At 58.4% G+C, this 17,973-nt stretch carries 20 protein-coding genes; 10 read left to right on the plus strand and 10 right to left on the minus strand.

Annotation, left to right across the window (positions count from 1 at the left end):
- The first annotated feature begins 135 nt into the window (after positions 1–135).
- Entirely contained in the window at positions 136–504 is a 369-nt protein-coding gene (locus tag HUO12_RS01500; RefSeq protein WP_176271928.1) for a hypothetical protein, read from the plus strand.
- A 49-nt stretch (positions 505–553) separates the two neighbouring features.
- Here HUO12_RS01500 and HUO12_RS01505 read toward each other — a convergent pair whose 3' ends face one another.
- Positions 554–769 carry a hypothetical protein gene (locus HUO12_RS01505; protein ID WP_176271929.1) on the minus strand — a complete coding sequence of 72 codons (216 nt, stop codon included), beginning with the start codon at positions 767–769 and terminating at the stop codon, positions 554–556.
- Positions 770–880: 111 nt separating this feature from the next.
- On the opposite strand from HUO12_RS01505, the gene HUO12_RS01510 reads away from it, so the two are divergent.
- Positions 881–1,216 carry a hypothetical protein gene (locus tag HUO12_RS01510; protein WP_176271930.1) on the plus strand — a complete coding sequence of 112 codons (336 nt, stop codon included), beginning with the start codon at positions 881–883 and terminating at the stop codon, positions 1,214–1,216.
- Positions 1,217–1,242: 26 nt separating this feature from the next.
- Here HUO12_RS01510 and rsmA read toward each other — a convergent pair whose 3' ends face one another.
- The 4 genes from rsmA to HUO12_RS01530 form a co-directional block, all read right to left on the minus strand.
- Positions 1,243–2,064 carry a 16S rRNA (adenine(1518)-N(6)/adenine(1519)-N(6))-dimethyltransferase RsmA gene (gene rsmA, locus HUO12_RS01515; protein ID WP_176271931.1) on the minus strand — a complete coding sequence of 274 codons (822 nt, stop codon included), beginning with the start codon at positions 2,062–2,064 and terminating at the stop codon, positions 1,243–1,245.
- Entirely contained in the window at positions 2,057–3,058 is a 1,002-nt protein-coding gene (gene pdxA / locus HUO12_RS01520) for a 4-hydroxythreonine-4-phosphate dehydrogenase PdxA (RefSeq protein WP_176271932.1), read from the minus strand. Before pdxA ends, rsmA begins: the two co-directional genes overlap by 8 nt.
- Positions 3,055–4,344, minus strand: a complete 1,290-nt coding sequence (locus HUO12_RS01525; RefSeq protein WP_232367273.1) for a peptidylprolyl isomerase — start codon at positions 4,342–4,344, stop codon at positions 3,055–3,057. Before HUO12_RS01525 ends, pdxA begins: the two co-directional genes overlap by 4 nt.
- Positions 4,345–4,565: 221 nt before the next feature.
- On the minus strand, positions 4,566–6,950 hold the full coding sequence (locus HUO12_RS01530; protein WP_232367274.1) for an LPS-assembly protein LptD: 2,385 nt from the start codon (positions 6,948–6,950) through the stop codon (positions 4,566–4,568).
- Between the two features lie 117 nt (positions 6,951–7,067).
- On the opposite strand from HUO12_RS01530, the gene HUO12_RS01535 reads away from it, so the two are divergent.
- The 4 genes from HUO12_RS01535 to ndk all read left to right on the plus strand — a co-directional run bounded on the left by HUO12_RS01535 (position 7,068) and on the right by ndk (position 9,789).
- The gene (locus tag HUO12_RS01535; RefSeq protein WP_176271934.1) at positions 7,068–8,525 is read left to right on the plus strand and encodes a leucyl aminopeptidase; all 1,458 of its coding nucleotides are present in this window, start codon (positions 7,068–7,070) and stop codon (positions 8,523–8,525) included.
- Positions 8,526–8,651: 126 nt separating this feature from the next.
- Positions 8,652–8,804, plus strand: a complete 153-nt coding sequence (locus HUO12_RS01540; RefSeq protein ID WP_176271935.1) for a DUF2256 domain-containing protein — start codon at positions 8,652–8,654, stop codon at positions 8,802–8,804.
- A gap of 36 nt (positions 8,805–8,840) precedes the next feature.
- Complete coding sequence (locus tag HUO12_RS01545) at positions 8,841–9,281, plus strand: DNA polymerase III subunit chi (RefSeq protein ID WP_176271936.1); 441 nt, start codon at positions 8,841–8,843, stop codon at positions 9,279–9,281.
- A gap of 85 nt (positions 9,282–9,366) precedes the next feature.
- Entirely contained in the window at positions 9,367–9,789 is a 423-nt protein-coding gene (ndk, locus tag HUO12_RS01550; protein WP_176271937.1) for a nucleoside-diphosphate kinase, read from the plus strand.
- A gap of 76 nt (positions 9,790–9,865) precedes the next feature.
- Here ndk and HUO12_RS01555 read toward each other — a convergent pair whose 3' ends face one another.
- The 3 genes from HUO12_RS01555 to purM are packed head-to-tail and all read right to left on the minus strand — an operon-like array spanning position 9,866 to position 13,138.
- The gene (locus HUO12_RS01555; protein ID WP_232367275.1) at positions 9,866–11,023 is read right to left on the minus strand and encodes a sulfotransferase family protein; all 1,158 of its coding nucleotides are present in this window, start codon (positions 11,021–11,023) and stop codon (positions 9,866–9,868) included.
- Between the two features lie 50 nt (positions 11,024–11,073).
- Complete coding sequence (gene purN / locus HUO12_RS01560; RefSeq protein ID WP_176271939.1) at positions 11,074–12,039, minus strand: phosphoribosylglycinamide formyltransferase; 966 nt, start codon at positions 12,037–12,039, stop codon at positions 11,074–11,076.
- Positions 12,032–13,138 carry a phosphoribosylformylglycinamidine cyclo-ligase gene (gene purM, locus HUO12_RS01565; protein ID WP_176271940.1) on the minus strand — a complete coding sequence of 369 codons (1,107 nt, stop codon included), beginning with the start codon at positions 13,136–13,138 and terminating at the stop codon, positions 12,032–12,034. Before purM ends, purN begins: the two co-directional genes overlap by 8 nt.
- Positions 13,139–13,217: 79 nt before the next feature.
- On the opposite strand from purM, the gene HUO12_RS01570 reads away from it, so the two are divergent.
- Genes HUO12_RS01570 through HUO12_RS01585 form a run of 4 tightly spaced genes read left to right on the plus strand, consistent with a single transcriptional unit; the run spans position 13,218 to position 16,201 of the window.
- Positions 13,218–14,471 carry a heavy-metal-associated domain-containing protein gene (locus tag HUO12_RS01570; RefSeq protein WP_232367276.1) on the plus strand — a complete coding sequence of 418 codons (1,254 nt, stop codon included), beginning with the start codon at positions 13,218–13,220 and terminating at the stop codon, positions 14,469–14,471.
- A gap of 19 nt (positions 14,472–14,490) precedes the next feature.
- Positions 14,491–15,099 (plus strand): HdaA/DnaA family protein, encoded by a 609-nt coding sequence (locus HUO12_RS01575; RefSeq protein ID WP_176271941.1) that lies wholly within the window; start codon positions 14,491–14,493, stop codon positions 15,097–15,099.
- A gap of 26 nt (positions 15,100–15,125) precedes the next feature.
- On the plus strand, positions 15,126–15,836 hold the full coding sequence (epsC, locus tag HUO12_RS01580) for a serine O-acetyltransferase EpsC (protein WP_176271942.1): 711 nt from the start codon (positions 15,126–15,128) through the stop codon (positions 15,834–15,836).
- Positions 15,836–16,201, plus strand: a complete 366-nt coding sequence (locus HUO12_RS01585; protein ID WP_176271943.1) for a DUF2794 domain-containing protein — start codon at positions 15,836–15,838, stop codon at positions 16,199–16,201. Before epsC ends, HUO12_RS01585 begins: the two co-directional genes overlap by 1 nt.
- A gap of 43 nt (positions 16,202–16,244) precedes the next feature.
- On the opposite strand, the gene HUO12_RS01590 is transcribed toward HUO12_RS01585, so the two are convergent.
- Together HUO12_RS01590 and HUO12_RS01595 are read right to left on the minus strand one after the other, a co-directional pair.
- Positions 16,245–16,805: a DUF4328 domain-containing protein gene (locus HUO12_RS01590; RefSeq protein WP_176271944.1), complete on the minus strand. Its 561-nt coding sequence runs from the start codon at positions 16,803–16,805 to the stop codon at positions 16,245–16,247.
- 154 nt (positions 16,806–16,959) lie between these two features.
- A complete protein-coding gene (locus HUO12_RS01595; RefSeq protein ID WP_176271945.1) occupies positions 16,960–17,889 on the minus strand; it encodes an SDR family NAD(P)-dependent oxidoreductase in 930 nt (309 codons plus the stop codon).
- Positions 17,890–17,973: the final 84 nt, after the last annotated feature.

Here is a 17,973-nt window from a genome sequence, read left to right on the forward strand (position 1 = left end):
TTGACACTTTTCCTATTTTTTCAAAACTCTGCGTGTTTTCTCATATGCAAAGTTGCGGGAAATCGACGGTTTCAAAGAGCGCAGGCAAGCTAGCCGGACACGCTTCTGTAGGAAATATCGGCTAAGGCGGCGCGCATGTCGAAAAAGGCACTCAACTTCTATCTGGTCCTGCTGGCCTCGCTGATTCTGTTCGCGCTCAGCCCGTTTGCGTTTCTGGGCGGGTTGCTGGTTGCTCTGCTGCTGGTCGTACCTTTCGGTTTTTTGCTGAAGGCGCTCGGCTTTGAAGTGAAGGGGCAAACCTTCGATGAATATCTTGCCATCGCATTCTTTGCGGTGAGCCTTGTCCTCGCGGTCACTGCGCTCTGGCAGTTCTATCGCGCTGCTTCTGCTTGGGATGCGAAAGAGTTTGAAAGCGGTCGCGCTTCAATCGCAAGCGGTGCAACGCTCATCACCCTGCCGATCCTGGTCTATCTCTTTTACCATGCCTTGCCGGGGATTACCTGATTGGCTGCATGAGGCAGGAAATATCGGGAATTGGGGTGGAAAGCGGACGTTAGCGTTGATCCAATTTGTGTTCGACAGACTTCTCCTTTTGGCGTGCTAGCTTTCGGAGCCGATTAGCACGGCGCTTGAGCCATTTGGGGTCATCTGTGTTCTCTGGATCAGCAATGCGTTTCAGATACTCATCTGCTAACTCATCCAATTCCTCGAAAGTATAGCTGCCCATGCCATAGAGGCCGAACAATCGTCCTTGCTCTACTTTTGGCATAACACACTCCGATCAGACTGATATTCTGACATATCGAATGCTGGCGAACGTCTCAAGCTGGGGTGGAAAGCGGACGTTGCGCAGGGTCGCGAACTCCAATAGTTTTTTCCTATGGAAGCTAATATCCACTTGCACCTGAAAATGGCCATCGAACCGTTTGCGATGACGGCAGACGAGCAACGCGAATACTATTACTCGAGCAATCGTTTGCCTCCGTACGACATGGTTGTGTTTGCGATTGGTCAAAAGAATTTTTTTGAGACTCATCTGGCGAAGGCTAACGCCGACCGTCGGTTGGGAGAAATTTATGAAGACTTTCAAAGACTATTGGCACGTCTCCCGGCAGAGCCGCATGAAATGTGGGACCTCGCTGGACGAGAACATCAAAACTGGGACAGTGTGAGGATCACAGCACAAAGGTTGTTACGCAGACTTGAAAGAATTTAGGTCCGCAATTGGGTCGTTAGCGGACGTTACGAAACTGCTCGCGCGATTGCGATAAATTCCTCCACGCTCAGCGTTTCTGCGCGGCGCGTTGGATCGATGCCGACAGATTCCAGCGCAGCGAGCGCCTCGGGCATGGCCTTGAGGCTCTGGCGCAGCATCTTGCGGCGCTGGCCAAAGGCAGCCTTGGTGATCGCTTCCAGCTTGCGTGCTGAAACCCCTTCAGGCGCTGCGGTCGGCTCGACATGGACTATCGCGCTCATCACCTTGGGCGGCGGGGTGAAAGCGCTGCGATGGACTTTCATCGCGAGCTTCGCAGTAGAACGCCACTGTGCCAGCACAGCGAGCCGCCCGTAAGCAGATGTGCCGGGCTTTGCGACGATCCGCTGTGCCACTTCCTGCTGAAACATCAGAGTGAGCGAGGACCATTGCGGGGGCCAGCTTTCGCCGCCCAGCCAGTCCGTAAACAGCGCGGTCCCGACATTATAGGGCAAGTTCGCGACAACCGCGAACGGCTCGCCGCCCATCAGGTCGCCATGGTCGAGCTTCATTGCGTCGCCTTCGATCACCCGCAGCTTGCCGGGATAAGCCTCTGAAAGTTCGGCCAGCGCAGGCAGGCAGCGTGTGTCCATTTCGATCGCCGTGACACGTGTGCCCGCAGCGAGCAGGGCTCTGGTCAGTCCGCCGGGACCAGGACCGATTTCAAGCACGGCCTGATCATTCAGATCACCCGGAATCGCGGCAATCCGCTCCAGCAATTGCGCATCAAACAGGAAGTTTTGCCCCAGCGCCTTGCTTGCCGAAAGCCCATGTTTTGCAATGATTTCGCGTAGCGGAGGGAGGTCAGGCATCAGTCTCGCGCCGCGCCGCGCATTCGCCCGCCATTCGGATCGCGGCGATCATTGCACCGGCATCGGCGATGCCCTTGCCGGCGATGTCAAAGGCTGTGCCGTGATCGGGGCTGGTGCGGATGATCGGGAGGCCCAAAGTGACATTGACACCTTCATCAAACTCCAGCGTTTTCAGCGGGATAAGAGCCTGATCGTGATACATGCAGATCGCTGCATGATAGCGTACGCGGGCGCGCGGCGTGAACAATGCATCGGCGGGGAAGGGACCCGTCGCATCGATCCCCTCTTCGCATAAAGCCTTGATAGCAGGCGCTATTATGCGATCTTCCTCATCGCCGAAACGTCCGCCTTCCCCTGCATGCGGGTTGAGCCCGGCAAAGGCGAGGCGAGGGCGTTCAATCCCGAAGTCACGGGTAAGTGCAGCCGAGACGATCCGCGCCTTGTGGCAGATCAAATCGTGATTGAGCAGCGACGGCACTTCAGACAGCGCACAATGCACAGTGAGCGGCACAGTGCGCAGACTTGGGCCTGCCAGCATCATCACCGCATCGCGTGAAGGCAAATCGCAGACATCTGCGAGGAATTCGGTTTGTCCCGGATGGGCAAATCCAACCTCCGCAAGTTCAGCCTTGGAAATAGGCGCTGTCACTAGCCCGGAGGCGATCCCGCAACGGGTGAATTCTGCCGCCTGGGTCAAAGATGCGAGCGCCAGCCCCGCGCCGTGCTTGTCAGGCGCGCCAGGCTCATACGGGCCATCCTGTCCTGCAAGCACCGGTAAGCCGCTGGCAAAGGCGCGCTCGGCCTCTGCCGGATCGGCAATTGTCACGATATTGATGTCCAACTCGCGCTGCCCTGCTGCCGCGCGCAATACGTCCGCGCCGCCCACGACAAAAAAAGGCTTCAGCTTCTCGCGATCCTTGGCCGCAAAGGCGCACGCTATGATCTCCGGGCCAATCCCGGCAGGATCACCCAGCGATAGCGTGAGCGGGCTCAATTATACTCGATATAGGCGTCGTTGCGCAGATCGCGCAGATAACGCTGAGCACGCTTGTTGATCCGCTCGTCTTCTTTCTGTGCCATCAGCTCGTCAAAGCTCGGGCCGGAATAGTCTTGCGGATCATCGCGGCCGCACAGCATCAGCACGCGCACACCTTCTGAGATTGAGCCAAACGGCTGCGTAGCCTGACCGACCTGCAATTGCAGCACCAGGTTCTGCAACTGGTCAGGTAGCTGGCGGATCGGGATCTGGTCATTGGTCACGACATCTGCATCCATGGCAGCCGCTGCTTCGTCGGCATCTCCACAGCCGCGCATGGACTGGACACCAGTAACGAACTCATCGACCCGCCGCGCTGCGATTTCCTCTGTCACATTGGCAGGGAAGGTGATGGAGATCTGTTTAAGCGAAGCAATCGCATCGCGTGGATCAGCCATCATCACCTGACGCTTGTCGATCAGATAGAGAATGGAAAAGCCTCCGGGGATCGGCACAGGGCCGACCAGCTGACCGGGCTGCATTTCCTGCGCAACCGTCGCGAGTTCCATCGGCAGCTGACCAAGACGCACAAAGCCCAGCTCACCACCGACCGATGCGGTCGATGCTTCCGAGAACTGACGCGCATAGGCCTGGAACTGGCCGCCCTGACGCAATTGCTCGACAATTTGCTGTGCAAGCTGCAGGCGTTCTTGCTGGTTCTCAGACGTGGCTGAAATATAGATTTCGCCGAGATTGTACTCGTCTGTGCCGCGCGATTCCTCGAGCCGCTTCATCGTCTCGTTCACTTCCTCTTCGGAAACGTTGACGAAGGGCGCGATATTGCGACCGAGAATGTTCTGCCAGGAAAGCTCGCCATGGATCTGGCGCTTCAAAGACTCAGGCGAAGATCCGATGCTACGCAGATATTCATCCATCCGCTGCGTGTCTTGCCCGAAATTCTGAGCCGCGACGCGAGCATAGGTTTGCTCGATCTGTGCGGTCTCGACAGGCATTTCCTGCGCCTCTGCCGACTGAATTTGCAAGGTTTCATCAATCAGGTTGCGCAGAACGCGCTGACGCAGCTGAACCAGCTCAGCCTCTGTGACTTGCCGCTGACTGCTGGAGAGCAGCAGAGCAAGACGATGATCAACATCAGTGCCAGTAATGACATGGCCGTTCACGATCGCAGTGGCCGTGCGCGTATTCGGATCGTTCTCGCCGATCACATTGACTTCATCCGGCAGGCCCAGTGGATTGGGCTCTGCTGCTTGCTGCGCGGAAGCGGCAACGGGAGCGAGTGCCATGCTGACAACGGCCAGAGCTGTCATGCTAACGGAAGCAAAACCGGTCGAAAAACTCTTCAAAATCACGTGTGTATTCCATTTGCGACGCGTAGCTGCGCCAGATCCCGCAAACTCTTTGGCGAAAAGACCCTTAACGCTGGCTGAGTTCAGCGGTGCAGATAGCGGCAATTACGCTCTCTGCCAACGCTCAGCGTGCTTAATTACCCAGCCAATCGGGAAGGTTATCGGAAGCCGAGATTGCGCAGCCTGAAGGAGAGCTGGAAGGTGTCTCCACGCTCAGCATCACCTGCCGTTGTATAGTCGCGCCGCCAAGTGAAACCGAACTCCAGGCAATCATCGGCATAGGCGATACCGAGGCGCGTGCGAATGGGCTCAAAACCGTCGGAGCCGAACAGCGGGTCTTCGTTCTCGTCCGTAAGGTTGAAGACCCCGGAGCCAAACACCGACCAGTGACGCGCAAAGGCAAGGCGACCTGCGGCCCGAAGCTCTTCGCGATCCTGCAAATCCTCAACGGTTTGAATGTCACGATTCAAGCGTAGGTAGCCGACTTCGACATAAGTCCGTGTGCTGCCAACCGTGGCGTCGAACTCATTACGGCGGATTGCGAAGTTGTCTTTGTCCAGGCGGTAGCGGTGCGTGAGCTTCACCCGGTCGCGAAAGCGGACTTCAGTGCGGCCGACAAAATCGCTGACGCGTTCAGAAAGGCCTGTCCCGTCCGGCAAAAGAGCAGGGTCTTTATCGAAACGGTAAGATTGTCCCAGCGTCGTTTTGACACGCCAGCCCGGGCGCTGCAATTCCCAGTCAAATCCATAAGTCAGGCGAACGCCGTCTTCCACTCGGTCGTAGCCCGGAAACCGGTTGAGCGCGAACAGGTTGGAGTCTTCCAAATCGATGGCGCGAGCATCTTCGTTTGGAATATCCAGGTTCTCGATAGCGGGGCTTGCGACCAATTGAACGCGTGGCTTGAAGACCTGCGTACCGCCGAATGCGCGGCCGACAAACGGCCATTCCACATCCACAGCGCCAATCGCGATGCCGCGCGTTTCCCAGCCGGGATTGCCGCGATAGATGGCTGTCGCAGTGAGCTCGTTTTCATCGGAATGATAAACGTCGCCGCGCGCAATGGCCGTCAGCGTTACCACCTGACCCATGCCCGTGAGGCGCTTCAAATCCCATTTTGCCCCTGCAAAGGCACGTTTGGTGTCCTGGCCTTCATCTCGCTCAATCGCGAGCGTATTGACCTGCAGTTCAACTTTCCCGCCCAGCAGCGGATCGGGCAATCGGCGACGATAATCGAGCACCGGTAGTGCCAAAGGAACCTGGCCTTGTTCTTGCCCGAGCCGCAGCGTTTGTGTGGCCCAACCGGCCAGCGAGAAATAGGAATTATCGTCGATCCGCTCGAGATTGACGGTCGAGCGCAAGCGGTCATCGCGGCTGATGTCATAGCGGCGCAGGAATGTACGGTCGCTCGCGAGCCTCACGGAACCTGTGAAGCTCCAATTGGGATCGAATTGGAAGCGGCCATTGGTGAAGAGATAAGCGCGCAAGTCGCGTTCGGTCGTCGGGTTTCCGGTGAAGCTCGAGATGCGCCGGCTGTGGGTCGCATAGCCGGTGATCTGATAGGCGCCTTTCTCTGTCAGATGGCGCCATTCTGCTGAAGCCATTGGCGCGGCATCACTGTAGACGAAAGCGCTCAGCGTTAGATCGCGATTATCCGCCATGCGCCAGTAATAGCTGCCGCTGACTTCGACGCCGTTCGATTCAGAGAAACGCAAATCGGGCACCAGAAAGCCGGAGATTGCGCGGCCGTCAGTGCGTACAGCCAAGCCGGGCAGTGGCAGGATACGCGCTCCGAACAGCTCCAGCACCGCGCCATTGAAGCGCACGCGATTATCGGCGGGGTCATAGATCACGCGGCTCGCTGTAATACGCCAGCTCGGAGTTTTGTCGCAGCCATCAGCGTCTTTGACTGCACAAGCTGAGTATGCGGCATCTGTCAGCACGACAGTACCGTCTTCGCCGCGCTCGCCCGAGCGTGCAGCGAGCCGACCTCCCGCGCGCAAAGCCAACAGCAAGTCGTTCATCGCGCCTGTTTCAAATCGGTCGGTAAGCTCTATCTGGTCTGAATAAAGCTGGTTGCCATCGGCATCGACGAGCCGGACATCACCTGTGGCTGTGATGAGGCCCGCCTTGCGATCCCAGCGGACCTGGTCGGCGCGTACGGATTGGTCATCGCTGGACAGCAGAACATCGCCGCTTGCAATCACGACGTCGTTCTCAGCGTCGTAGGCAAGCTCGCGCGCTTCGAAATCGATGGCCCTTGTATCGTCCGGCTGCTTGGTGTCAGACGCAAGTGATTGCGTTTCCTCGTCAGTGACTATCGGAACGGGCTGAATATCGGGTGCCGGCCGGCCATAAGTGGCCTGATTGCGCTCAAGCTCGAATTGCGCTTCTTCCTCGGGTGAGAGCACGGTGTCTTGCGCAAAAGCAACGCTGCCTTGCGATGCGAGAAGAGAGGCTCCGATGCCAAGAACAACCCGTGGAGCACACGGAATGCGCAAGCGGGCGGACAAAGCTTGCATGCGTGTCGGCGCGGGTCGAAGCATGACTTGCCTATCGCACCGCTCGCGCCTAATCGCAATCGCCATTACCCGGTGCGCGTTTTTCGTCACCAACTGATCCCCAGCGCTGCAGCGTCAGCGCATAGATTTAGCGGAGTTCTCATGCAGATCACCTTCGGCGCGTCAGCCCCTGAAGATTGCCAACTTATTGCGCACGTTGTGAACCAGGGCGAAACGCCTGTCGGACTGGAAGGTGCTTTGGCGGAAGGCGCTGTGGTAGCGCGCTTCAAAGGCAAGCCCGGCCAGGTCTTTGAAGGCTTCGTAACGCGGGACGATGTGACGTACCGCATTGCGCTCGCTGGTCTGGGTGAAGCAGATTCGGACGACCGCACCGCCAATCTCGAGAAGGCAGGCGCAGCGCTAGCTGCGAAATATCTGCGTTCTGGCGAGAAAGCGATGGCGCTTTCGCTGGCAGGTGCGGGATTGTCAGCCGATGATGCAACGTCAGTTCTGCTGGGCTTGCGCTTGCGCAGCTGGCGGCATGATGTTTATCGTACGAAGCTCGCTGAAGATAAGAAAGCGACGCTTGAGCATGTCGCAGTGACCGCTTCACCTGATGGCACATCCACCGCATGGGTCGAGAAAGCTGCGATCGCTGAAGGCTCCGAATTCACGCGCATGCTTGTGACGGAGCCTGCCAACAAGGTGTATCCGGTGAGCTTTGTCGAGAAATGTGTGGCTGCGTTCCAAGGCACAGGAGCCGAGCTGACCGTGCTCGACGAGGATGTGATGAAGCAGCTGGGCATGGGCGCTTTGCTGGGTGTGGGGCAGGGCTCGCGCCAACCCTCGCGTCTGCTCGCAATCCGCTGGAATGGCGGTGGAGATGAATCCCCGACTGTTTTTGTCGGCAAAGGCGTCACCTTCGATACCGGCGGCATTTCGATCAAACCTGCGGCAGGCATGGAGGACATGAAATGGGACATGGGCGGTGCAGCGGCAGTCGCTGGCGGCATGCTCACTTTGGTCAAGCGACAAGCAAAGGCCAATGTCGTGGGCGTCGTCGGGCTCGTCGAGAATATGCCCGATGGAAACGCTCAGCGTCCTGGCGACGTCGTAACGTCAATGAGTGGGCAGACAATCGAAGTTATCAATACCGACGCAGAAGGCCGCTTGGTCTTGTGCGATGCTTTGCATTGGGCACAGGAGAAATTTGCTCCGAAACGCATCGTGGATTTTGCCACGCTCACCGGCGCCATCATCATTTCGCTCGGCCATGAGCATGGCGGCCTGTTCGCGAATGATGATGACCTTGCCGATGACTTGCTGAAAGCGGGCAAGGATAGCGGCGACAAGATGTGGCGGATGCCGATTGGTCCTGCTTATGACAAGCTGATCGACAGCCCGATTGCCGATATCAAGAATGTCGGGCCGCGCGGTGCAGGTTCAATCACTGCCGCGCAATTCCTGAATCGCTTCATCAAGAAGGGTACTGCCTGGGCGCACTGCGATATTGCGGGCATGGTATGGGCGGACAAGCCCGGCGCGACGTGGGACAAGGGCGCTACAGGTTTTGGCGCACGACTGATTGATCGCTTTGTTGCAAACACGCTTGAGGGGTAATTTTTAGTTTTGCTTCAAGCGCCACCGTTCGCGTCCGCTCACTCGGCTTCCGCGCCAAAAGGCGCGACGGGCAGTCGCCCTTGCGGGCCTGCGGCCCGTATCAGCGCTGACAGTTGGAATTGAGCAATGCCGCGGATGCGTAAGAAGTCGGAACTGCCGACGAAGACTTGCGCATCCTGCGGCCTGCCGTTCACTTGGCGCAAGAAATGGGAGCGCGACTGGGACAATGTTCGCTATTGTTCAGAGCGATGTAAGCGGAACAAAGGGGCGTCGGACTAAGCAATGCTTCAAGTAGCCAAGCGGTAGGCAAACAAAATGCGCGTGGACTTCTATCAGCTGAGCCGCGATCCGGTTGAACGGGTCACAGTGATGCTCGCGCGGCTGGTGCTCAAGTCAGGCAACCGTTTGCTCATCGTCAGCGATAATCCGGGCCAACGTGCTGTTATCAGCCGCGAGCTTTGGAGCGCCGGGCCCGAGGAATTTCTGGCGAATGGAGAGGCAGAGAACGCTGGAGCAAGCCAGCAGCCCATCCTGTTGTCTGGCGAAATGCAAGCAGCAAACTCCGCCAGAATGGTGCTCTTTGCCGATGGCAAATGGCGGGAGGAAGCGACAGACTTTGATCGCGCTTTCCTGTTGTTCGGTCCGGACGAGACTCAGGCCGCGCGCGATTTATGGCGCGGTCTCGATGGGCAAGAGGGCGCTGAACGCTTCATTCACAAGCAGGATGAAAATGGTCGCTGGCAAGCGGGCAGCTGACACGAAGACTTGCCCCTTGTGACCATCGGCGCTAGGGGCGCGCGCAACAATTTTTCTACCCCCAATTTCGCAAGGAACTTATACCATGGCGGTTACCCGCACATTCTCGATCATCAAGCCTGATGCAACAAAGCGCAACCTGACCGGCGCTGTCACGAAGATGCTGGAAGAAGCCGGCCTTCGCGTCGTTGCTTCCAAGCGCATCCATATGAGCCGTGAACAGGCTGAAGGCTTCTATGCGGTCCATAAGGAACGCCCTTTCTTCGGCGAGCTGGTTGAGTTCATGATGAGCGAGCCGGTTGTGGTGCAGGTTCTCGAAGGCGAAGACGCTGTTAAGCGCAATCGCGACATTATGGGCGCGACTAACCCGGCTGAAGCAGAACCCGGCACGATCCGCAAAGAGCATGCGCTGTCGATCGGTGAAAACACCGTGCACGGTTCAGACAGCGACGAGAATGCGAAGATCGAGATCGACTTCTTCTTCAAGCCCGAAGAAATCGTCGGATAAGCTTTTAACCACCCGTCGCGAGACGTTTTGAAGGGCCTGCTGCGGAGATCGCAGCGGGCCCTTTGCTTTTAAGCGCTTAGCCAGCGTCTCTGAACTGGTCGAGCTGCGCCGCATGACCTTTGTGCGCGCCGTTCTCGCTTTTCTGCATTTCAGCGCGCATGGCGCGCAGCCCTGTGTCATTGAAGGGCAGGTCTAGCGCAGCATACAAATCGCGCATTTCGCCTTCCCAGTCCGCGCCGAGATGCTCGAAATCGATCATTGCGACAGGGCCGGTCCAATCGGCGAGCGCGGCTTCCAGACGCTGATCGCGCAGCGCAATCTTGCGGCGCCATTCCTGCTCGATCCAGCCGAGATCCACGCTGTCTGACTGGATCACCATCTGGTTTGCGACGAGCGAGACGGAGCTGCGCCATGTTTCCTCGCTGCAACGGCGTGACACGACCAGCCGTGCTTCAGGGAATCGTTTCAACAGAGCAGGCAAGTCTTCGGTGAATTGCGGGACCTTCAGGATGCGAGGCCGCGCGCCATGCCCGTGCTGCCCAGCATCGGTGCGCAGCAGGCGCTCAAACTCGGCATAGATCGGCTGTGCATCGCGCGCTTCGCTAAATGCCAAATAACTCGGAATACGCCATTGCGCTTCGTATGCAGAGTGATCGAACGCGCTCGCCAGCCAGCCCAATTCCTCATCGGCGCGCGCCGCGCCAAAGGGATGAATGGTGTCGAGCCATGGATCGAGTTTGCGCGCCATGAACAGTTTGAAAGTGCCGCGTAAGGGGCGGAAGTCCGGCTTCTCCGGAACGGGGTGCCAGCTGTCGCAAAACCGCGTGGCGCTATGCGCCGGGTCCGCCGCCAGAAGTCGGTGAATGCGCGTCGTACCGCTGCGCATCTGCCCCAATACAATGATCGGCGGGGCAATGTCGGTCTTCGCAAGCTCGGGTTGTTCGCGCCACAGCTTGCCCAATGCGAAGCGTTGCTGAATGGCGCGCGTGATCAGGCCATAGGCAAAGGCCTTGCCCACCGCGTTCAAGTCCGCTTCTTTCACAACCGCATCGACCAATGCGTTCAATCGCAGGCGGAAGTCTTCGACATCCTCCTCACTGCGTCCGGCGATTTCATGTTCGAGCGAGAAACCCTTTGAACCGCGACGAACCAGCTCGTCAGGATCGAGCGGGGGAGGGGGCATCCAGCCCTTGTCCCACCCTGTATCGAGAAAGCGGGCGAGGCGATCGACCATTGGGGCTCTTGCGAGTGGATGCGGTCTTGCAGGGCGGCGCGGCGGGATCATCAGAACATGTCGGCTGCGTCTTGCAGCTTTGTCAGCCGCTTGGGCGCGACGCTCCGCCAACTGCGGGCGAGCCAATAATCGACTTGCTCCCAATCGAGGCCCGGCGCATTCAAGACAATGCCGATCCAGCCGCTCGGACCGTAGAATTTCGGACTGTAGAAACGCTCCGGATCGCCTTCAATCAGCGCAGCTTGCTCGTCCGCGCCGCTTGTCTTGACGAGCAGTGCAGTTGCGCTTTCGCCGTGATGCCGGTCGCTGAAATAGGCGAAGTACTTCCCGCTTTTGCCCGCTGTTCGCCAACCCGGTGCACCGTGGCTTGCGCGCTCTTCAACCTCGGGCAACTGCATCGCCCGGCGGCGCACTTGCTCCAGCAGGAAGTCCGGATTGCTGCTGCGCGAGACATAGTCGGCCACCACGCGCGGGTAGAGTTGATGCTCGGCGACTTTAACGCGTTCCGCCAAGGCATCTGCAGTATCGCCATCGCGGATAGCGACCTTGATCTGGCCGAGCACTTCGCCGGCATCGAGTTCGGGTGTCACCAGATGGACGCTCGCCCCGCCATGGCTGTCACCAGCGTCGATGGCGCGATGGTGCGTTTCGAGACCTTTATACTTAGGCAGCAGCGAGGGATGGATGTTGAGCATCGCGCCATGCCAGCGCTCGACAAACGCGTCGGACAATATTCGCATGTAACCTGCAAGCACGATATATTCCGCGTCTGCGTCGCGAACGGCCTGTTCCATGATCGCGTCATGCTCTTCGCGAGACATGCCTTTATGAGAATGCGCGAAAGTCGTGATCCCTTCGGTCCTGGCGAGCTCTAGCCCGCCCGCCTCGGGACGATTGCTGGCGACGAGCACCACTTCGTACGGCGCATTGTCCAATCGGCTGGCATAGAGCAGCGCGGCCATATTGGTGCCGCCACCGGAGATGAAAATCGCAACCTTTGCCTTGCTATCAGGCAAGATGCGTCGCCTCCCAATCGGCTTTCGCGCCCCAGGTACCTTGCGATCCGCGCACAGTGCAGCCTCGATCGCCGCCTTGGATTTCGCCGACGGTGAGAACGGTTTCGCCCGCATCTTCGAGCAATTGGGTTGCGGTCGAGACCCGGTCTGGCGCCACCGCGAGCACCATTCCGACGCCGCAATTGAACGTGCGCGCCATCTCACCAGGCTCGATATTGCCTTGCGCTTGCAGGAAAGCCATCAGGCGCGGCTGGTCCCACAAGTCGGCATCGACATTTGCATGCGCGCCTTCGGGCAGCACGCGCGGGATATTCTCCAAGAGGCCGCCGCCGGTAATATGCGCGAGCCCATCGATAAGACCCTCACGAACCAGCGGAAGCAGACTCTTCACATAGATGCGCGTGGGCTCGATCAGCGCATCGATCAGCAATGTCTCCGGATCAAACAGGGCAGGGCGATTGAGGCGCCAGCCTTTGTCCTCAGCCAAGCGCCGAACAAGCGAATAGCCATTGGAGTGAACCCCGGACGAGGCAAGGCCGATCAGCGCATGACCAGGTGCGACTTTCTCGCCCGTCAGCTGTTCGCCGCGCTCCACCGCGCCGACACAAAAACCCGCCAGGTCATAATCGCCTTCCGCATACATGCCGGGCATTTCGGCTGTTTCGCCGCCAATCAGCGCGCAGCCAGCTTGCATGCAGCCTTCTGCAATGCCGGCAATGACCCGCTCGGCAATGCCGTTTTCCAGTTTTCCGGTCGCAAAATAGTCGAGAAAGAACAGCGGCTCCGCGCCTTGCACGATCAGATCGTTGACGCACATTGCGACCAGATCAATGCCGACGCTGTCATGCTTGTCATGGTCAATCGCTAGCTTCAGCTTGGTGCCGACCCCGTCATTGCCAGCAACCAGAAGCGGATCCTTGTATCCTGCCGCCTTGGGATCGAAGAAACCGCCAAATCCCCCGATCTCTCCATCAGCGCCAGGCCGCATAGTCGCTTTGACCAATGGACCAATCGCTTTGACCAATGCATTGCCAGCGTCGATAGAGACGCCCGCGCTTTCATAGGTGTAGCTCTCTGGGGGAGGATTGTTACCGGTCATTATTCTTGCACGTTTAGCCTTTCGCGCTTGGAATTCCACTCAGCATTGGGCAAAAGAGCGCCGGTTTTCCCCGATGTCCATGACACTTACACTCCTTCCTTCAGCAACCCACCACTCAAATCGAGTGATTGTGCTGTTTTCAGCAGCGCTCGCAACGTGTGCTTTGCTTGTTCTTGGGCTGGCTGTGTCAGCGCAGGTCGCAGGCGATCGCGGGATCGCACCGGTCGCCAGTAGCAGCGATATCGAAGTGCGCGGCATCAAAGTCGATCGTCGGGGTTCAAGTGGCGCTGAAGCACGCGAGGAAGCCTGGCGCAGCGCACAGCGAGAAGCGTGGAGCAGGCTCAATGGCCCGTCGATCTCCGACAGCCAGCTTTCCGGGCTCGTGTCCGCAGTTATCATCGAAGAGGAGCGCATTGGCCCTAGACGTTACATCGCAACGCTCGGTGTGATCTTCGACCGTGCCCGCGTCGCGCCATTCCTTGGCGGCGCGCAAAGAGGGCGCGGATCAGCACCGATGCTGCTTTTGCCGGTAAGCGTGAGCGGAGGGGCTTACACGATCTACGAAGTGCGCAACCCCTGGCAGCGCGCATGGGCAGAGTTCCAGCCGGGCAATTCCCGGATCGAGTACGTTCGTCCTTCGGGCGTCGGCGGCGACTCTCTGCTGCTCAATTACGGACAGGTCCAGCGGCGTAGCCGGGCATGGTGGCGCGCAATCCTTGATCAGTTTGGCGCAGCAAGCGTGCTGGTGCCGGTTGCAAAGCTTGAGCATCAATGGCCTGGCGGACCGATCCGCGGCGAGTTCACGGCACGCTATGGCCCTGACAGCGAAGTCCTCGACAGCTTTACCATGGTGGCGGAGAATCCTCAGGAACTCCCGGGAATGCTCGGACGGGCGGTTGCTCAGTTTGATACGATTTTTGAGCAAGCCTTTGCAGACGGAAAGCTCCGCGCTGATCCGACACTAGATGAAGGTGGCGGATCGATGGATCCGGCGCTTGCAAGGTTGATTGCGATTGGACGCGCTCTGGAAGCACGCGACGCTGCGATTGAAGCTGGCGCGACACCGGAGCCGACGACGACCATTGCGCCAGCACAACTTCAGACGCACGTTGTTCAGTTCAGCACGCCTGATGCGGCGTCTTTTGATGCAGCCTTGAGCGGCGTGCGCGCGGTTCCGGGAGTTCGCGGTCTGTCCGTCACCAGCACCGCCATCGGCGGGCAATCCGTCATGTCCGTGAACTATGCGGGCTCTCTAAACGAACTTGCAGCTGCCCTCAGTCAGCGTGGCTACACCGTCCAACAGGGCGCAAGCGCGATTGCCATTAGCCGCTGAGGCGCTCTAAGGCGGGTTGATGTCGCAGATTGCTCTGCCTTTATCGATCGAAGGTTCCTCGCAAGCCGCCAATATTGTGATTGGTAATGCTAATCGCGCGGCGATCGACGCGTTGTCTGATCCTTCCAGCTGGCCATTTCGAACGGCTGTGCTTGCTGGTCAGCCGCGGTCTGGCAAATCACTGCTCGGCAAATGGATGGCGGCACAAGGTGTGACGGTGATCGACGGTGCAGATACCTTGCCTGAAGATGACGTGTTTCACCGCTGGAATAAGGCGCAGGAAGACAGCTCTCCACTCTTGCTGATTACTGACAGCCAGCCTTGGGAGATTGCGCTCCCAGATTTGAGATCTCGCCTTGGCGCTGCCTTGCAGCTTGAGATTGGCGTGCCGGATGACGAAATGGCAGCGCATCTGATTGCCAGTTTTGCGCTGCAAAGAGGGCTCGCGCTTGCTGATGGCGCAGGTGATTATCTTGTTCCGCGCGCACAGCGAAGCTTTGCGGCTCTGGAACAACTTGTCGCTGCAATCGACCGGTTAAGCCTTGAACGAAAGGCACCTGCTACCATGTCGGTCTGGAGGGACGCCTTGGATCAAACCCACGGTCCAGAGCAAGCTCGCTTGCTTTGAACTGCGATTGGTGGGAGTAGAATGCCATGTTCAACCGGCTCAAAGCCTATCTGGACTCAATCCGCGCGCGCGATCCCGCGCCGCGCTCTCGCTGGGAAATCCTCCTTTATCCAGGCGTTTGGGCGGTCTTCCTGCACCGCGCCGCGCATTGGCTTTTCGATGCCAAGCTCTATTTTCTAGCGCGCCTCATCAACCACTTGTCGCGCTTCCTGACCGCGATTGATATCCATCCTGGTGCGCAAATCGGCCGCAATCTGTTTATCGATCACGGCTTCACAGTGATCGGAGAGACTGCCGAGATTGGCGATAATGTCACGATTTATCAGTGCGTCACGCTTGGAGGCACCAATCCCACAAATGGCATTGGCGGCAAGCGGCACCCCACGCTGGGTGACAATGTGATTATCGGTTCCGGCGCACAGATAATTGGCCCCATCACCGTAGGCGAAAGGGCGCGAGTGGGCGCAAACGCTGTGGTAGTGGAAGATGTGCCTGCCGGCGCGACCATGATCGGCCTCAAGGCACGCTCGACGCTCATTCCGGCAGAGGAGTGGGCGAAGGAGTTTATTCCTTATGGAACGACAATCGAGTGCGAGGATGCAGAGGGCAACCGCATTGACTGTCTCGAAAAAATGGAAGGTGAGCTGAATTCGCTGAAGGCCGAGATCGAAGCACTCAAAGCGTCCAGGAATCCGGTTCAACCTGATCCTTTGAAGCGAAGCGGGGCCGCTGACTGATGGCCTCAGGCTCTTCGGCTGGATCGACCGGCTCAGTCATTGCCTTTCCGGGACGCGCACCCAATCAGGTCGGCTTTGCGCGCGACGAACTACAGCGCATTCTGGACCTTTACGGACGCATGGTCGCGGCAGGTCAATGGCGCGATTACGCTATGGATTTCACAAAGGATGCCGCTGTCTTTGCCGCCTTTCGCAGGGCTGCTGAGCGCCCGCAGGCGCGCGTCGAGAAAAGGCCGTCACTTCGCAATCGCCAGGGCATGTGGACACTTTACGGCGAGCATGGCCAGGTGCTGAAGCGCGGGCATGAACTGGCCGGCGTGCTCGCGCCGATGGAGCGACGGCTGGTGAAAGCGATCGAGGATTAAGGACAGACCTGAACGAGGGAGCGGTCTTTTTTGAAGCGCCCTCCTATTCGAAGACTTGAGCGTTCATCGCGCCATTCTCATGTGCTGATGTGATTGTTCGTATGATCCTAATAAGAAGTACCGCCGAGACGGCAGTCACGACCAATCCGATCGCATTTAGAGCAAATCCAGCTTGAACCATTCCGTTGGAGTCTGAAGTAAGCATTGGGTCCGCAACCGTCGGGGCGATATATCCAAAGAGCCATGCGCCCCACCACCTTGCAAGCAAGGCACTGTCGTCGCCTTTTATTCCGTCATGCTCTCCGTGACTGACGGTCCAAAGCTCTTTCATAGCGCGGAATGGCATGATGAAGTTCGCCAAAGGCACAAAGTACCAGCCAACCGCCCAGCCAGGCGTGAATTCGAGCGCGAAGCCGGCATCTTCCAAACGCTTATGCGCTCGATGGATCCACATTCCGACGCGTATCATCGAGCCAATGAAGACAACGAGGTAGCCAAGATAAAGGAAACTGACTGCGGCGCTGGGAGCATCAAGCTCGACCGCATCCAAGTTCACCATACCGAGCCAATGCGCTAACTCTCCAAGAACCAGAGTCCCAGACATCGCCGCTACTAACCAGCATGCAAATATCGCCGATTGGGCCTGACGCTTCAGAACCGGTAAGTCGTCCACCTTTGGCTCCTAAAGAAAAGCCCCGCTCGCAATGAACGGGGTTTCTCACGCGAAAGCAAATGCTTTCGAGTTGTGTGACGGGAATCTATCCGCGCGCAGAGCCCGGACCAGATCCGGTCACTTTCTGCATCGCGGTTAGGATCGCGCCGGATTGCTCTTGGCCGCTTTGCGGAGCCTTCAAGTTAGAGAACTCGCTGATCTTGGCCCAATTGGCAGCGAAGCCTTCAACTGTACGCTCGCCGTCGGGCAGCCAAACCGCATCGTTCATGACAGTCCATGCGCTGTGGAAGCCGCCGGCGCCTGCGCCAACGATGGCATTGGTCGGTGCGTCTTCGCTGACGAGGAACAGCGCAGCAGGAACCACGTTGACCGGGTCAAACAGCTTGAACGCTTCTTCCGGGAAGAGGTCTTCAGTCATGCGCGTGCCTGCCACCGGCGAGAGCGTGTTGACCTTGATGTTGTACTTGGCGCCTTCGAGCTGAAGCGTCTTGGTAAGGCCGGCAAGGCCGAGCTTCGCCGCGCCGTAGTTTGCCTGGCCGAAATTGCCGAACAGGCCGGTTGAAGATGCGGTCATCAGGATGCGGCCATAGGCCTGCTCGCGGAATAGCTCCCAGCATGCCTTGGTGGCAAATGCAGAGCCGGTAAGGTGAACCTTGAGAACAAATTCAAAGTCTTCCGGGCTCATCTTGGCGAACGTCTTGTCGCGCAGCACGCCTGCATTGTTGATGAGAACGTGTACGCCGCCCCATTTCTGCTTGGCGTCAGCGACCATCTTTTCCATCTGGTCGAATTCAGTGACGGAACCGCCATTGGCCATGGCTTCACCGCCCATCGCTTCGATCTCGGCCACAACCTGTGCAGCTGCGTCAGAGGAACCGGTGCCATCGCGCGAACCGCCCAGATCGTTCACGACGACTTTGGCGCCTCGACGCGCGAGCTCGAGCGCATATTCTTTGCCCAGACCGCCGCCTGCGCCGGTCACGATGGCTACTTTATCTTTGAAATCGATGCTCATGGGGGCTCTCCAAAACCTTCCGTTTACGTAAATGTGGCCGCTGGGTGGCATTTTGTGTGCTGCATTGCAACAGCGCTGTTGCCA

Origin of the sequence: Altererythrobacter lutimaris (assembly GCF_013371495.1) — a bacterium.
Lineage (GTDB): Bacteria > Pseudomonadota > Alphaproteobacteria > Sphingomonadales > Sphingomonadaceae > Erythrobacter > Erythrobacter lutimaris_A.